The 14,755-nt window shown below is 45.0% G+C and carries 16 protein-coding genes; all 16 read right to left on the bottom strand.

Annotation, left to right across the window (positions count from 1 at the left end; all coding sequences use genetic code 11):
* Window positions 1-339: 339 nt before the first annotated feature.
* Window positions 340-693 (bottom strand): hypothetical protein, encoded by a 354-nt coding sequence (locus BMZ78_RS16195; protein WP_093231453.1) that lies wholly within the window; start codon window positions 691-693, stop codon window positions 340-342.
* Between the two features lie 284 nt (window positions 694-977).
* The gene (locus tag BMZ78_RS16190) at window positions 978-2,111 is read right to left on the bottom strand and encodes an MFS transporter (protein WP_093231452.1); all 1,134 of its coding nucleotides are present in this window, start codon (window positions 2,109-2,111) and stop codon (window positions 978-980) included.
* Window positions 2,112-2,243: 132 nt separating this feature from the next.
* Window positions 2,244-2,609, bottom strand: a complete 366-nt coding sequence (locus BMZ78_RS16185; RefSeq protein ID WP_093231451.1) for a YraN family protein — start codon at window positions 2,607-2,609, stop codon at window positions 2,244-2,246.
* An 11-nt stretch (window positions 2,610-2,620) separates the two neighbouring features.
* On the bottom strand, window positions 2,621-3,424 hold the full coding sequence (locus BMZ78_RS16180) for a ribonuclease HII (protein WP_217645020.1): 804 nt from the start codon (window positions 3,422-3,424) through the stop codon (window positions 2,621-2,623).
* Entirely contained in the window at window positions 3,378-4,292 is a 915-nt protein-coding gene (gene ylqF / locus BMZ78_RS16175; protein WP_093231450.1) for a ribosome biogenesis GTPase YlqF, read from the bottom strand. Before ylqF ends, BMZ78_RS16180 begins: the two co-directional genes overlap by 47 nt.
* Window positions 4,289-4,816, bottom strand: a complete 528-nt coding sequence (lepB, locus tag BMZ78_RS16170) for a signal peptidase I (RefSeq protein WP_175482525.1) — start codon at window positions 4,814-4,816, stop codon at window positions 4,289-4,291. The genes ylqF and lepB (BMZ78_RS16170) overlap by 4 nt, the downstream gene beginning before the upstream one ends.
* Window positions 4,817-5,049: 233 nt before the next feature.
* Window positions 5,050-5,643, bottom strand: a complete 594-nt coding sequence (gene lepB / locus BMZ78_RS16165) for a signal peptidase I (RefSeq protein ID WP_093231448.1) — start codon at window positions 5,641-5,643, stop codon at window positions 5,050-5,052.
* A 205-nt stretch (window positions 5,644-5,848) separates the two neighbouring features.
* Window positions 5,849-6,199: a 50S ribosomal protein L19 gene (gene rplS / locus BMZ78_RS16160; RefSeq protein ID WP_093231447.1), complete on the bottom strand. Its 351-nt coding sequence runs from the start codon at window positions 6,197-6,199 to the stop codon at window positions 5,849-5,851.
* Between the two features lie 100 nt (window positions 6,200-6,299).
* Window positions 6,300-7,046 (bottom strand): tRNA (guanosine(37)-N1)-methyltransferase TrmD, encoded by a 747-nt coding sequence (gene trmD, locus BMZ78_RS16155; RefSeq protein ID WP_093231446.1) that lies wholly within the window; start codon window positions 7,044-7,046, stop codon window positions 6,300-6,302.
* An 11-nt stretch (window positions 7,047-7,057) separates the two neighbouring features.
* Entirely contained in the window at window positions 7,058-7,594 is a 537-nt protein-coding gene (rimM, locus tag BMZ78_RS16150; protein ID WP_425263945.1) for a ribosome maturation factor RimM, read from the bottom strand.
* Window positions 7,575-7,829 (bottom strand): KH domain-containing protein, encoded by a 255-nt coding sequence (locus BMZ78_RS16145; RefSeq protein WP_093231444.1) that lies wholly within the window; start codon window positions 7,827-7,829, stop codon window positions 7,575-7,577. Before BMZ78_RS16145 ends, rimM begins: the two co-directional genes overlap by 20 nt.
* A 34-nt stretch (window positions 7,830-7,863) precedes the next feature.
* On the bottom strand, window positions 7,864-8,124 hold the full coding sequence (rpsP, locus tag BMZ78_RS16140) for a 30S ribosomal protein S16 (protein WP_093231443.1): 261 nt from the start codon (window positions 8,122-8,124) through the stop codon (window positions 7,864-7,866).
* A 26-nt stretch (window positions 8,125-8,150) separates the two neighbouring features.
* A complete protein-coding gene (ffh, locus tag BMZ78_RS16135; RefSeq protein ID WP_093231442.1) occupies window positions 8,151-9,500 on the bottom strand; it encodes a signal recognition particle protein in 1,350 nt (449 codons plus the stop codon).
* A gap of 23 nt (window positions 9,501-9,523) precedes the next feature.
* Complete coding sequence (locus BMZ78_RS16130) at window positions 9,524-9,856, bottom strand: putative DNA-binding protein (protein WP_093231441.1); 333 nt, start codon at window positions 9,854-9,856, stop codon at window positions 9,524-9,526.
* 166 nt (window positions 9,857-10,022) lie between these two features.
* The gene (gene ftsY, locus BMZ78_RS16125) at window positions 10,023-11,030 is read right to left on the bottom strand and encodes a signal recognition particle-docking protein FtsY (protein ID WP_093231440.1); all 1,008 of its coding nucleotides are present in this window, start codon (window positions 11,028-11,030) and stop codon (window positions 10,023-10,025) included.
* 11 nt (window positions 11,031-11,041) lie between these two features.
* Window positions 11,042-14,632, bottom strand: a complete 3,591-nt coding sequence (gene smc / locus BMZ78_RS16120) for a chromosome segregation protein SMC (protein ID WP_093231439.1) — start codon at window positions 14,630-14,632, stop codon at window positions 11,042-11,044.
* Between the last annotated feature and the right edge of the window lie 123 nt (window positions 14,633-14,755).

Raw genomic sequence — 14,755 nt, 5'->3', positions numbered from 1 at the left:
TTTATATTATAATTTAATTATACTATACTACTTTTATAAAAAAGCGTACCATTTTTATAGGTAAAATTTTTATTAATAAAATTCATAATAAATAGTATTTTCTCTCTCAAGACACATAATAAAGCCATCTATAACCGATAAATACAATTCCAAACAAATAAGCTCGCTTTATTCGCGAGCCAAGACAGTCTGATTTTATAAGTATCTGCTTAAAAGATATAATGAGTCCATATGGCAGTTTTTAATTCTGTCACGATTTGACTCATATAGAAAAGACAAACTGAATGACAAACTTATATGAATCAGAGAAATGTTGCCATCAAATAGAAGGGCAGAAATTTAATACATTTCCTCCTTATAAAATGGTTCTATGTAGGAAAGATAGAGGTCAATGTAATCTCCTGCCCTGATCATCTCTTCAACCAGGAAGCTGTCATTAAAACTGGACACTGCTTGCTGGAAGGCTTCATCGCTTTCGTAGTACATATCCAGTTGGAATAAATATTTGGTTTCATCAAGTTCTACGTTTGGACTGATAAAGGAGAATGGGACGAAGTGACATAACTCAACATGGGAAATCCCTTTGATCTTAAGGATATTGGGAATGATCTGAGTCCGCAAATAGTTTGCAAATGCATCTGTATCTTTGGTTTCTTCATGGTAACGAAAGAGCATCGTAAATTTCAGTTTCATATTCAATCTCTTCCCTTCTAAGAGACTAATTATAATTATTATAATGAGTCATTTACAAAGTTTTTCTATCAAAAACAGAAGAATTTGGTTGCGATTTTAGTATAGGAATAAATGGAGATTTTTTCAATTCCTTAATGGCTTAAATGCCAAAAATAAATTATAACTTTCATTCTTTTACTTATTAATTCTCTATTCACATCGGTTTACCCTTGTATGTAAGGAAAAAATTTTTTATGAACTGAAACCGTTACCAAATTCAATGAACTTAAGACCTCTCTCCTAAACTAATGTGCAATTTTTCTCCCAGCCAAAAAAACATTGCTCATAATGGCACACAAGATAAACCCGATCGTCAACCCAACGACTCCCTTCCATTCGAACCAGGGCCATATGACACCAGGCAGCCAGGCACCCAAACTTCCACCCAAATAGTAAAAGCATTGATAAAGGGAAGTAGCTGCTCCTTTCGATTCGCAGGCCATATCTGTGACATGGGCTGTGGCCGATGATTGGGAAGAGAAGTTGCCAAAGGTCAAAATCGAAGCACCGATGATCAAGGCCAGGACCGATGGATATAGCGTAAGCATAATTCCCAGAGCTCCAATCAGATGTCCAGCGGCCATCATGGTTCTACGCCCCAAGCGATCAGACAAAAAACCCGTTAATGGAGCTGAAAACACGCCAAAAAGATATGTAAGATAAAGTGCAGAGATTTCACTGACACTGAGATGAAATGGTTTCTCTTGTGCATAAAAAGGCAAGTAATTGAAAAAACCGATAAAGGCGAAAAACTGGGAAAAGCCAATGAAAAAGGTCCCGATCAAAGCTGGATTTTGCAAATGAGAGAAAAACACCTGTTGAGCGGGTTTCGATTGATTCTGTGATGTGGGCAGAAACAGGAGGAGTATGCCAATCACCAATGTACATAAAGCAATGAAACCAAAAACTTCATGCCATGAATATCGTTCGGCAATTGGCCCCGAAAGTACTCTTCCGAGTAACCCGCCCGTCACCGTTGCACTTACATAAATGCCCATGATTCTACCACGTTGATGGTTTGGAAACTCTTCAGATGCATAAGCCATCAACATCGAAGTGACACATGCAATAAACACTCCTTGTAACAATCGCCAAATCAATACCCAAAAGAAGGACGAAGCAAAATACAAGGCCATGCTTGGTACGACCAAGGACATGTTAGCAATCAGAATGAGTTTTTTCCGATCCCACCGATCTGAAAAAGTAGCCAGGCCAAATGAGGCTATCATTAATCCCATGATCGTGACAGATATGGTCAGACTGGCTGTCGACATGGATATGTGAAACTCTTGCACAAACAACGGAAGCAACGGCTGTGGCGCATACAAAATGATAAAAGCATTCGTTGTTGCAATAAACGTAAGGAAAAGACGAATCATCTTTGATCCCTCAATCTCTTTTGGGTTCTTTATTTCGTCTCCCTAAACTATTTCCCGCAAATCAAAATCCCAAACAAAAAGTGAAAGGAGTGTCAAAAAAAAGCGAGCCATTTTTCACGGCATCGCTTTCGATTAAAATGCTCCTTTCAAATGATCAATTCGCTTGGGATGAAAAGCTTCATCCAGCAATACAGAAACCACATCAAATCGTAAGGGATATTGATCCAAGTGACGTTGTTGAATATATTGAAGGGCCAACCGTCGTACCTTTTGCTGTTTACGGCCATCAACCGACTGAAATCCATAGCCAAAACGCTGCCCGCAAGTCGTTCGCACTTCAACAAAAACGAGTTCTTGTCCATCCAGAGCCACAATATCCAGCTCGCCCAATCGTGTAGACCAATTGCGGGATAAAATGCGCCATCCTAACCCAACCAGAAAATCTGCCGCTGCCTGTTCGCCCGTTCGTCCTACCTGTTGGCGTCGATCAATCGTCAATGACTATCCTCCTAACCGACCTGATCCGCATGTCTGCTTTGCTCCATGATCTCTTTGACTGGTGCAAAGCTGCGACGATGAATCGGGGAAACTCCCCATTTGACCAAAGCTGCCAGATGCTCAGGTGTTCCATACCCCATATGCTTGTCAAATCCATAGTGCGGATATTTTTCAGCTGCCTGTATCATCCATTCATCACGAGTGGTTTTCGCAATAATGGAGGCGGCAGCAATGGAATGACTCAATTGATCCCCTTTAATAATCCCTTGTTGTGGAATTGAAATACCGGGTATCTTTACTGCATCCACCAGCAGATAATCGACCTGGCAGGAGAGCTTTTGGATCGCACGCCGCATGGCTTCATATGTAGCCTGTAGTATGTTGTATTGATCAATATATTCGACATCGACAATGCCTACACCCACTGCCATGGCCTGCCTCTCGATTCGATTCCTCAGCTCATTTCTCTCTTCCCTTGTCAATTGCTTCGAATCGTTCAAACCAGTTACATCAAAGTCAGAAGGCAATACAATAGCAGCTGCCACCACAGGTCCGGCCAGCGGTCCCCGTCCTGCTTCATCCACTCCTGCAATCACCTGATAGCCTTGCGTCCAGCCAGCCCGTTCATATTCCCACATTGCTTCCAGCCTGGCTCTCTCTTTCTGCAGCCGTTCCTGTTCACGTAAATAACTTTGAGCCAGTTTACGAACACCGATTCGTGAATCTGCCATCAGCAACTCCAACATCTCCGGACTGACTTCCTTTTGTTCACTCAGCCACTTTTTCACTTGTTGAATGGTCATTGTTTTGAACATGCTCTTCTTCCTTCTCCTCCCAGTCTTCTGGCCATTCAAAAGAAATACGTCCCAATCGTCCTGATCGAATATCATTCAGGAACAGTTCAATCGCCTTGTCATAATCGATTTCGCCACCCCGTTGCAAACAGCCACGTTTCTTTCCAATCTCAGCCAATAATTCCACTGGTGCCTCTGGCAAGTGAGTCAACTTATAGCGTTCCTGAAGCAAGTGAGGATAACGTTTTGTGAGGTATTCAATAGCATACAACGCTACCTCATCTAAAGGTAAAATCTCTTCTTTAATGGCCCCACTGACAGCCAAACGCATCCCTACCTGCTGATCGTCAAACTTTGGCCACAAAATCCCAGGGGTATCCAACAACTCCAAGGTTTGTCCCACCCGAATCCACTGTTGGGCTTTGGTTACACCTGGCCGGTCTCCTGTTTTCGCTGCATTGCGTTTGGCCAAACGATTGATGAGAGACGATTTGCCTACATTGGGAATTCCCAATACCATGGCTCGAACCCGTTTTAACTGAATGCCTTTTTTCTCTCGCTTGGCAAAGAGATCCTGCAACACTTGTTCACATACGCGCTGAATTTGACCGACCCCTTTACCGGTCTGAGCATCAATCGGCAACACACCGATTTGTTTTTCCTGAAAGTAACGTACCCATTCCTTATTCACTCTTTCATCAGCCAGGTCACATTTGGTCAATAAGATCAACCGGGGCTTGTTCTTCACGATTTCATCCATCATCGGATTGCGGCTCGACAAGGGAAGGCGTGCATCAAGCAGCTCAAATACAATATCGACCAACTTGAGCTTTTCGGCTACCTGCCTGCGCGCCTTTGCCATATGTCCCGGAAACCATTGAATCGTCATCTGCTGTCACCTACTTTACCAATCCATTTCATTTCTGCCCATGGCCAGATAATCAAATCAGCCCTGCCAACCAGCTGTTTAATCGAAATCGGTCCAAAATCACGGCTGTCCAGACTGTTTAGCCGGTTATCTCCCATCACAAAAAGTTTTCCCACTGGAACTTTTTGGGGTGGAAAATTGGTCGTATATGTATGGGACAAATAGCGTTCCTGTACCTGTTTGCGATTGATGTAGATCTTTCCCCCATGGGCTTCGATTATATCCCCACCTACAGCAATCACCCGTTTGATATAGATCCGCTGATGCGGGCCATAGAAGATCACAATCTCCCCACGTTTCGGTTGATATAAAGCATAAATCCACTTATTGATAACCACCCAATTTCCCTGGTGAAAAGTGGGCAACATGGAAGGCCCGGACAGAGGAACAGGCTGAAACAAAAAGGTACGTACAACAAGCGCCAACAAGAGTGCGATACCAGTATACCAAATCCACTCGAAATATTCTAAGCGAATCCGTCTCATGACGGGATTTCTTTTTACCACTGATTGACTCATCATATGAATGCAGACGTTCGCTGCTTTTACCCCTTTCTTTCAAGAACATTCCGAATTCGATGCGGAAAAATGACAGAAAAAGAATGATTTTACTCCAAATAGTATATCAGGAATTTTTTGTAAAAACAATAAAAAAGCGGTCTCATGCTATTCACAAAAAAAGCTTGATATTCAAGATTCCTTGATCATCAAGCTTTTGTTTACCATATCCATTTCATATGGCTAAACGGCCAGTAAATCCAATCTGCACGCCCTCTGATCTTATCAAAGGGAATGGTTCCAATTTCACTGCTTCGGCTGTCGATGCTGTTGATCCGATTATCTCCCAAAACAAAGACATGTTCAGGTGGGACTTTTGTCGCTGGAAAGTCATCTGTACGGATATTATTGGACAAATAAGGCTCATTGAGCTCTTTTCCATTGATCAAAATACGATGATTTCTGGCTTCTACCGTTTCACCGGGCAGAGCAATAATCCGTTTAATATAATCTTTTTGTGAAGGGGTAGGAAACACAATGATTTCTCCACGCTTGGGATTTCGAAATTTATAAATGATTTTATTGACCAACACCAGATCCCCTGTCTGCATGGTTGGCTCCATGGAAGGGCCTGTTACCATGGACGGCTCAACGACAAAAAGACGGACAATCATCGCCAATAACACAGCGATGACAATCGAAATCACCCACTCTTTGTGTTTAAAATGATTCCGCTTGGTTTTTGGTCTTCGATTTCTTCGCAAACGTTCCGAGCGGGAAGGAAATATTTGATCTGTAGGCGTTTTTTGATCCATAAGAACCTGCTACGAATAACAGACAAACCCTCTATACGGATCAAATCAATGAAATATGATACCCATTTTCTTATCATGCTCTCTATCTTATGAGGATTTGCGCCCTGTTCGCAACAGGATAAACACCTCCCAAAACACATTGTTTTCTACCACTAATGGATAAAAGGAATGGGCTTGAACGAATTCAAGCCCTCCCTTTCGCCATTTATTTTTGATGAATTTCTTTAATACGAGCTGCTTTACCACGAAGCTTACGTAGATAGAACAGTTTGGCACGACGTACTTTACCACGACGTACAACTTCAATTTTATCAATAACTGGAGAATGCAATGGGAAAGTACGCTCAACACCTACACCATAAGAAACCTTGCGCACAGTAAAAGTTTCAGAAATACCGCCACCGCGGCGTTGAATCACTACACCTTCAAACACCTGAATCCGTTCGCGTTGACCCTCTTTTACTTTTACATGAACACGAAGAGTGTCACCCGCACGGAATTGAGGAATATCATTACGAAGCTGCTCTTGAGTTACTTCACGCAAAATTGGGTGCATCGTTCCAACCTCCTTTCAAGCCAATTGTATGTGAACCACGCCTATTTCCAGCGTACGATCGACCGGAGTTATTTTATCATACGCCCTGGTTGAAAAACAATTACTCACGCTTGCCTTGTACACGCTCCAAGCTCTGGAGAAAAGCTTTATCTTCTGGAGTCAGTTCAACAGATTTCAAGAGATCTGGCCTTCTTTCCCACGTTCGACGCAAAGATTCTTGGCGGCGCCATTTTTCAATATTACGATGATGGCCTGACAAAAGCACCTCTGGAACCCGATAACCGCGATATTCCGCTGGCCGAGTATAATGAGGATGCTCCAACAATCCCGTTGAAAAGGAGTCAGTGACTGCTGAAACCTCATTTCCCAAAACACCGGGAATGAGCCGAGTCACACTATCCATCACCACCATCGCAGGCAATTCGCCACCTGTCAGGACATAATCGCCAATCGAAATCTCTTCCGTACACAGGTATTGCCGAATCCGTTCATCATATCCTTCATAATGACCACATATGAAGATCAGATGAGAATGACGGGCTAACGCTTCGGCTTTACGCTGGGTGAATGGTTCACCTTGTGGTGACATTAACACAATCGGTGGTCGGTCAGACACATCTTGGAGTAAATGATCGACAGCTTCAAAAATTGGTTCCGGTTTTAAAACCATCCCCCCACCCCCACCATAGGGGGTATCATCCACTGTCCGGTGCCTGTCTTTGGCAAACTCGCGAAAGTTGACCAAATTGGTTTGTACAATCCCCTTTTCATGCGCCCGTTTGATAATACTACTATTTAAGAAGCCATGAAACATCTCGGGAAAAAGGGTTAGTACATCGAAGCGCATCTTAGCCAATGTTACTCCAGTCCTTCCATCCACTCGATGGTAATGCGTTTCTCCTCGGTGTCTACCTGTTTCACCACATCATCAATATACGGAAGAAGAATTTCTTTTCCTTTGTCTTTGGGACGAACAACCCAAACATCGTTCGCGGGTAATTGCAGGATTTCCCGTACCTGCCCCAGATGACGGCCATCGGTCGTAAACACATCACAACCGATAATCTGGTAAAAATAATACTCGCCCTCATCTTCCTGAACAGGTACTGCATCCCGGATCGAAACGACCAGCCTTCCACCCTTATAGGGCTCTGCTTCATTGATATTGCTCCATTCGGCAAACTTCACCAACCACACATTTTTATGTGGTCGACCTTTTTCCACCGTAAGCAAGAGCGGCTCAGACAAACTGGGATGCTGAAGCAGGAGTTGACTTCCAGGAGCAAAGCGCTCTTCCGGAAAGTCCGTATCAGGGAGAATGCGAACCTCTCCACGAATGCCGTGGGTAGAAACCAATCGGCCCACCCGCAAATATTCAGTTGGAGACAAGATCACTTCCTCCTTTGACTGCTTCAATTTGCACCCGTTTATTTTCTTTCAGTCCGCCTGCTTGCACCACGTTACGAATGGAGTGAATCACTTGTCCTCCAACTCCAATCACTTTCCCCAGATCTTCCGGCGCTACAGACAAGCGAAACTTAATCTGATCATCGCTGATCTCTTCGGTTACACGAACCTGGTCAGGATGATCTACCAAGGATTGAGCAATGTATTCAACCAGTTCTTTCATGTTAGAACCTCCGCTCATGTATACAACAGCGCACTTATTTCTTTTCTGCTTTGTCCAAAATACCTTGCTTGCGCAGCAAGCTACGGACTGTATCCGATGGTTGAGCACCACGAGCCAACCATTTGAGCGCTTTTTCCTCATCGATTTTGACGTCTGCCGGATCGGTCAATGGATTGTAGTAACCGATCTCTTCGATGAAACGTCCATCACGTGGAGAACGAGAATCTGCTACCACCAAACGATAGAAAGGAGCTTTTTTTGCACCCATACGTTTGAGACGAATTTTTACTGCCATGTTTTCACCTCCTACACAGGATTCCTTTATGACATAAACGGGAAACGGAAGCCCCGTTTTTTCTTTTTCGCCATTTTTGCCATCGAAGAAAACTGTTTCATCATTTTCTTCATATCTTCAAACTGTTTGAGCAGTCGGTTTACATCCTGTACGGTTGTTCCACTGCCTTTAGCGATTCGTTTGCGACGACTTGCATTAATAATCTCGGGATGCAATTTTTCTTCTTTCGTCATCGAACGAATAATCGCTTCTACTCGTGCAATCTGTTTTTCATCTACCTTGAAGTTTTTCAGTTGCTTGATCTGGCCTGCTCCAGGCAGCATTGCTAACATATCTTCCAATGGTCCCATTTTCCGCACCTGTTGCAGCTGGTCCAAAAAGTCTTCCAATGTAAATGTTTGTGTTCGCATCTTGCGCTCAAGGTCTCGTGCCTTTTCAGCGTCCACAGCTGCTTGTGCTTTCTCGATCAAGGTGAGCACATCACCCATTCCCAAAATACGGGACGCCATGCGATCAGGGAAAAACGGCTCTAGCGCATCCGTCTTTTCACCCATTCCGACAAATTTGATCGGACAGTTGGTTACTGCTTTGACGGATAAAGCAGCACCTCCACGGGTGTCACCGTCCAACTTGGTCAAGACGACGCCTGTCAGGCCGAGTTTCTTGTTAAAGCTTTCGGCTACATTCACTGCATCCTGCCCAGTCATCGCATCGACAACCAACAAGACTTCATCTGGTTGTACTTTCTCACGAATCGCCTTGAGCTCTTCCATCATCGTCTCATCGATGTGAAGACGACCCGCAGTATCGATGATGACGTAATCATGATGGTGCTCTTTCGCATAAGCCACACCCTGTTCAGCGATCTTCACCGGATCTTCTTTCTCACCCAGTGAAAATACAGGCGTATCCAACTGTTCACCCAACACCTGCAATTGCCGGATCGCCGCTGGACGATAAACGTCTGCAGCTACCAACAGAGGGTGATGATTTTGCTTGGACAAGTATCGAGCCAGCTTACCGGAAGTGGTTGTCTTACCAGCTCCTTGCAAACCAACCATCATGATGACTGTCGGAGGGCGGTTGGATTTAACCAGCTTGCTCTGCTCTCCTCCCATCAGTTCGGTCAACTCTTCGTTTACCACTTTGATGACCTGTTGACCGGGAGTCAGGCTCTTGAGCACTTCCTGTCCGACAGCCCGTTCCTTCACCCGATTGATAAAGGTTTTAACCACTTTAAAGTTTACATCCGCTTCTAAAAGGGCAAGGCGCACTTCACGCATCGCTTCTTTCACATCGGCTTCTGTCACTTTACCTTTCCCTCTTAGCCTTTGCATGACAGCTTGTAGCCGTTCGGCTAAACCTTCAAATGCCATAGTGCCCCTCCCCATGATTTGGACTAATCTATCTCTAACCATCTGGCGATGATCGGTTCGACCGTCTTTTTCGCCTCCGGATATCTTTCCAGTTGTTGCGACAGTTCCTGGGCGATCTTCCGCCGCTCATGATATTTCTTCAGTAAGCCTAGTTTATTTTCCAAGTCATGTAAAGTGGCTTGTGCACGTTTAATCGCTTCAAACACTGCTTGCCGGGAAATTCCCTGATGTTCGGCAATTTCCCCCAAAGACCAGTCTTCCAGATAATATAATTCTAACAAAGTCTGTTGTTTTTCTGTTAACAATGAACCATAAAAATCGTACAAGAGGTTCATTTCCGTGGTTCGCTCCAGCATGGGAGTCACCTCAAACCTAGCCGTCAAGGCTTTAACCTTTACAGGTAACTATCTTATGCCAAAAAAAGATAGGTGTCAAGTATTTTTCCTTAACAAGATCAAAAACAAGGATAGGCCTTACCATTTAAAAACGCTCCAGCACCCATGGGCGACTGGAGCGTTTGGCTTACTCTCCCACACTTTGTTCCAACTCTTCCTCTTTGTTGATGGCATCCTTGAAGAGAGCATGCACAAATTGGGCTGGGTCAAATTCCTGAAGGTCATCAGGCTTTTCGCCCAGACCGACCAATTTGACTGGTACCTGCAATTCATTGCTAATGGCGATCACAATTCCACCTTTGGCTGTACCATCCAGTTTGGTTAAAACGATTCCGGATACATTGACTGCTTCGCCAAAGGTTTTGGCTTGCATCATCGCATTTTGACCGGTCGTGGCATCCAGAACAAGTAAAACTTCATGGGGAGCATCCGGAATTTCTCGTTGGATGACGCGATGCACCTTTTTCAGCTCTTCCATCAAGTTCACTTTGTTTTGCAAACGACCTGCGGTATCACATAACAAGACATCGGCTTTTCGGGATTTGGCCGCCTGAATGCCATCATAAATTACAGCTGCAGGATCTGCACCAGCTTGATGTTTGATTACATCAACGCCTACACGCTGCCCCCATACTTCCAACTGTTCAATCGCTCCAGCCCGGAAAGTGTCGCCAGCAGCCAGAACGACTTTCTTTCCTTCATTTTTGAAGCGATGAGCCAGTTTTCCGATGGTCGTTGTTTTACCAACACCATTGACACCCACAAAAAGGATGACAGTCATACCATCCGGGTTCATCTGGAGCTGATTGCTTTTTCCCTCCAGCTCCAACATATCGGAAATAATTTCTGAGAGAAGCGGTTGTAACTCGGACGGTTCCTTGATCTTGCGCTCTTTGACTTCTTGACGCAAGCGTTCCACCAACTCCATGGTGGTGGTAACTCCCACATCGGCACTGATCAAAATCTCTTCCAGCTCTTCGAACAGTTCCTCATCAATCTTGCTTCGCCCTGAGAAAAGATCAGAAATGGCTCCTACAAATGAAGTGCTGGTTTTACTTAAACCGCTGATAAACTTTTGCGTTACCGATTCGGTTTTTTGGGCTACTTTTTCTTTTAACCGTTTAAAAAAGCTCACCTTGCATCCCCCTATTCATGCGTTGCAGCTACTTCTCTTTCTACATCATACTCTTCCAGCTTCACTGACACCAGTTTTGAGACCCCTGATTCTTGCATGGTAATTCCATACAATACATCCGCGCCTTCCATCGTATGCTTGCGGTGGGTAATCACAATAAACTGCGTTTGATTGGCAAACTTGCGCATATAGCGGGTAAAGCGGGTCAGATTGGCTTCGTCTAGAGCAGCATCCACTTCGTCCAGGACACAGAAGGGAACAGGCTTGATCCGGAGTACTGCGAACAAGAGAGCAATTGCGGCCAGAGCCCTTTCTCCTCCTGATAACAAAGTGAGGTTTTGCAGTTTCTTGCCAGGGGGTTGTGCAACAATCTCAATACCTGTCTCCAAGAGGTTGTCTGGCTCTGTCAAGTGAAGATCGGCTCTGCCTCCGCCAAACATCTGCACAAATACCTCCTGGAACTCTGTACGAATCATGGCGAACGCTTCCGCAAACCGTTTTCCCATTTCTTCTTCAATCTGACCAATGACTTCATATAAGGTTTGTTTCGCTTGTAACAAATCGGCCTCCTGGCTTTTCAAAAAGCTCAATCGCTCAGTCAGGCGCTGATGTTCCTCAATCGCTCCCAGGTTGACTTCACCCAAAGCGGTGATCTGCTGCTTGATGGAACGAACTTGCCGCTCGGCCTTGTTTGGTTCCTCCGGACGGGCATATAACTCTTTCGCCCGTTCATATGTCATTTCATACTCTTCCGCCAGCTTTTGCAAGAGATGATTCAGTTCGACATCCAAACGGTTTACACGTACTTCCCCGCTCTTTAGCTGTTCAGACAGTTTACGCAATGTTTGCTGGTCAGCCCGAATCTCCTGCTCCTGCTCTTCGCGTTCCCGTCTCAGCTTTTCACGCTGTTCACGTGCTTTCGCCACTTTTTCTTGTGTAGTGAGCTTTTTCTCTCGCAATTGTTCGATATGTACAGCCAGTTCTTCCAACTCCTGCGTTCCTGTTTCCTTCTGCTGATCCAGTTGTTCCAATTCGGCTTGTGCTTCTTCTTTTTGCTGACGGAGTCGATTCCATTCCTGCTCCATCCGTTCCAGATTTTCCGCCAAGTTGGCTGTTTCCTGACGCAGTTTGGCAACAGTGACTCTCCATTCCGTCAACTGTTCATGGACATCTGCCTTTGCCGTTGCCTGCTCCTTCACTCGCAATTGGCAAGCAGCCATTTGCTCTTCCAATTGACGGATGGCCTGCTCCAAGCTTTGTGCCTGTTCTTCAATTTCTTGGTAACGATGTTTCAATTTTTCGCGTTTCTCTTCGGATTGCATACTCGTTTGCTTTAATAGGGCAAGTTCTTTCTTTATTCGTTCAACATGATTGCCCAGTTCCCGTTTTTGTCCGCGCAATTCCTGTTCTTTCAGGCGGCGCTCTTCACCCTGGGTACGGATCTCTTCCCAGTCGCGTTCCAGTTTTTGTTTTTGTTCATAGAGTTGGGCAAGACTTTCCTCCACCTGGTTCCATTCTTGCTTCAGCTGGGCAATTTGTTGCTCCAGTTCTTCGATTTGCCGGGAACGCCCCAATAAATTGGTTTTGGACTGTTGGCGACTTCCTCCTGTCATCGAACCGCCCGGATTCACCACATCTCCATCCAGGGTTACCACCCGATAACGGTACTGCAATTGCCGGGCAATCTGATTGGCCTGTTCCAATGTTTCAGCCACCACAACCAGGCCCAGCAAATGGGAAACGAGTTTCTCATATTTTGCATCGGTTTGCACCAAATCAGATGCAATCCCCACAAATCCAGACAGATTTTGCAATCGCTGGACATCCTGGTTGGACAAGGTGCGTCCCTGAATGACATCCAGTGGCAAAAAGGTGGCCCGTCCCAATCGCTTCTCTTTCAAGTAAGCGATTCCCTGGCGCCCTGTCTGCTCATTCTCCACGACGAGATGTTGAAGGGCTCCGCCCAGTGCTGTCTCAATAGCTGCTTCATACTTTTCGGGTACCTGAATCAATTGGGCAACGGCTCCCTGCACTCCTCGTAGCGAACCCACGCCACGATCACGGGCTTTCAGGATCTCTTTGACACCCTGAAAAAAACCTGTATGCTCTGCTTCCATTTCCTTGACGACATCGAGCTGGGAGCGCAAACGGTTATATCGCTGTTCGAATTTCCGATTCTCTTGCAGCAAACTTTTCTCCTGGCGTTCCAGATGATTCCGCTCTTCAACCAGCAATCGGGTTTGCTCTACTGCCTGTTTCAGTAACCCTTCGATTTGACCAATCTGTTTCTCCACTTCCACAAGCTGCGCCTGACCCGAAGCAATTTGTGACTCATACGATTCTTTTTGCTCTTGATATTTTTTTACCTGCTCCTCCAGTTGCTCCATTTGCTCGATCACATAACGCTTTTCACTATTCAAAGCCACGAGCTGATTGCGCTGCTGTTGCAATTGCCCGTTCCACACTTCCAACTGTTCCGCCTCATCTTCAGCAAATAAAGCCATCTTTTCCTGCGCTTCCAAACATTTGGCTTCGGCTTCTCTCAGCTCCTGTTTTTTCTCGGCTAACCGCTGATCCACCTTCTCTTTTTCTTCCTTGAGACGATTCATTTCCATCTCAAGTGCCTGAATCCGTTCCCGCAGCTGTTTACGGGCATTTTCCCTGCTCCGACCTCGTTCCAGCCATACTTCCCGCTGCCCTTCTGCTTTTTCCAATTCTTCACTCACTTGTAACAGTTCGGCCTGCACCTGTTCAAAATAACGATCCAGCTCACCCAACTGATATTTCAATTCCTCCAACTGTGCCTCTTTTTTGCTCACTTCCGTGGATAATACCAGTTGCTCCTGGGTCAACTGTTTGACTTCTTGAGTAGCTTGTTGCCACTTTTCATGCAACGTTTCGATTTTATGTACATACAATCCGACTTCAATTTGTTCAAGCTCTTTTTTCAATTCTTTATACTGCTTGGCTTTCTCCGCCTGCTCTGTCAATGGCCCCACTTGTCCATCGAGCTCATGAATCAAGTCATGAATCCGTGCCAGATTCTGTTCCGTATTTTCCAATTTCTTTTCGGCTTCTTTTTTCCGGGTTTTGTATTTTACGATTCCGGCCGCTTCTTCAAAAATGGCACGCCGGTCCTCAGATTTGGTACTGAGAATATCATCAATACGACCTTGTCCAATCATCGAGTACGCTTCTTTACCGATTCCTGTATCCATAAACAATTCGGTAATATCTTTCAAGCGACAAGGCTTTTTATTCAATAAATATTCACTTTCTCCGGAACGGTATACACGTCTGGTTACGGTTACTTCCGTATAGTCAACGGGCAGTTTTCGTTCCGTATTATCAAAGGTGATGGACACTTCGCAGTAACCGACAGGTTTTCGTGTATCACTTCCCGCAAAAATGACATCCTCCATTTTGGAACCACGAAGAGATTTCGCACTTTGCTCTCCAAGTACCCAACGAATGCCATCGGTTACATTACTCTTTCCGCTTCCATTGGGTCCAACGACTGCGGTAATCCCCGGCACAAACTCAAGTTCAGTGCGATCCGCAAACGATTTGAAACCAATCATTTCCAAACGTTTCAAGTACATAAACTTCCCCTCCTCTCTATATGGTCAACTGCTATATTTTAGCATAAAAAAACATCCAACGAGAGAAATCATTTGGATGTCCAGATGTTTTTTAACCCATCCCGAAGTGCAGGAGAAATGTAT

Source organism: Thermoflavimicrobium dichotomicum (assembly GCF_900114055.1).
Classification (GTDB): Bacteria; Bacillota; Bacilli; order Thermoactinomycetales; family Thermoactinomycetaceae; genus Thermoflavimicrobium; species Thermoflavimicrobium dichotomicum.
The sequence above is the reverse complement of the archived record's forward strand: the minus strand, read 5'-3'. Positions and strand labels throughout refer to the sequence as shown.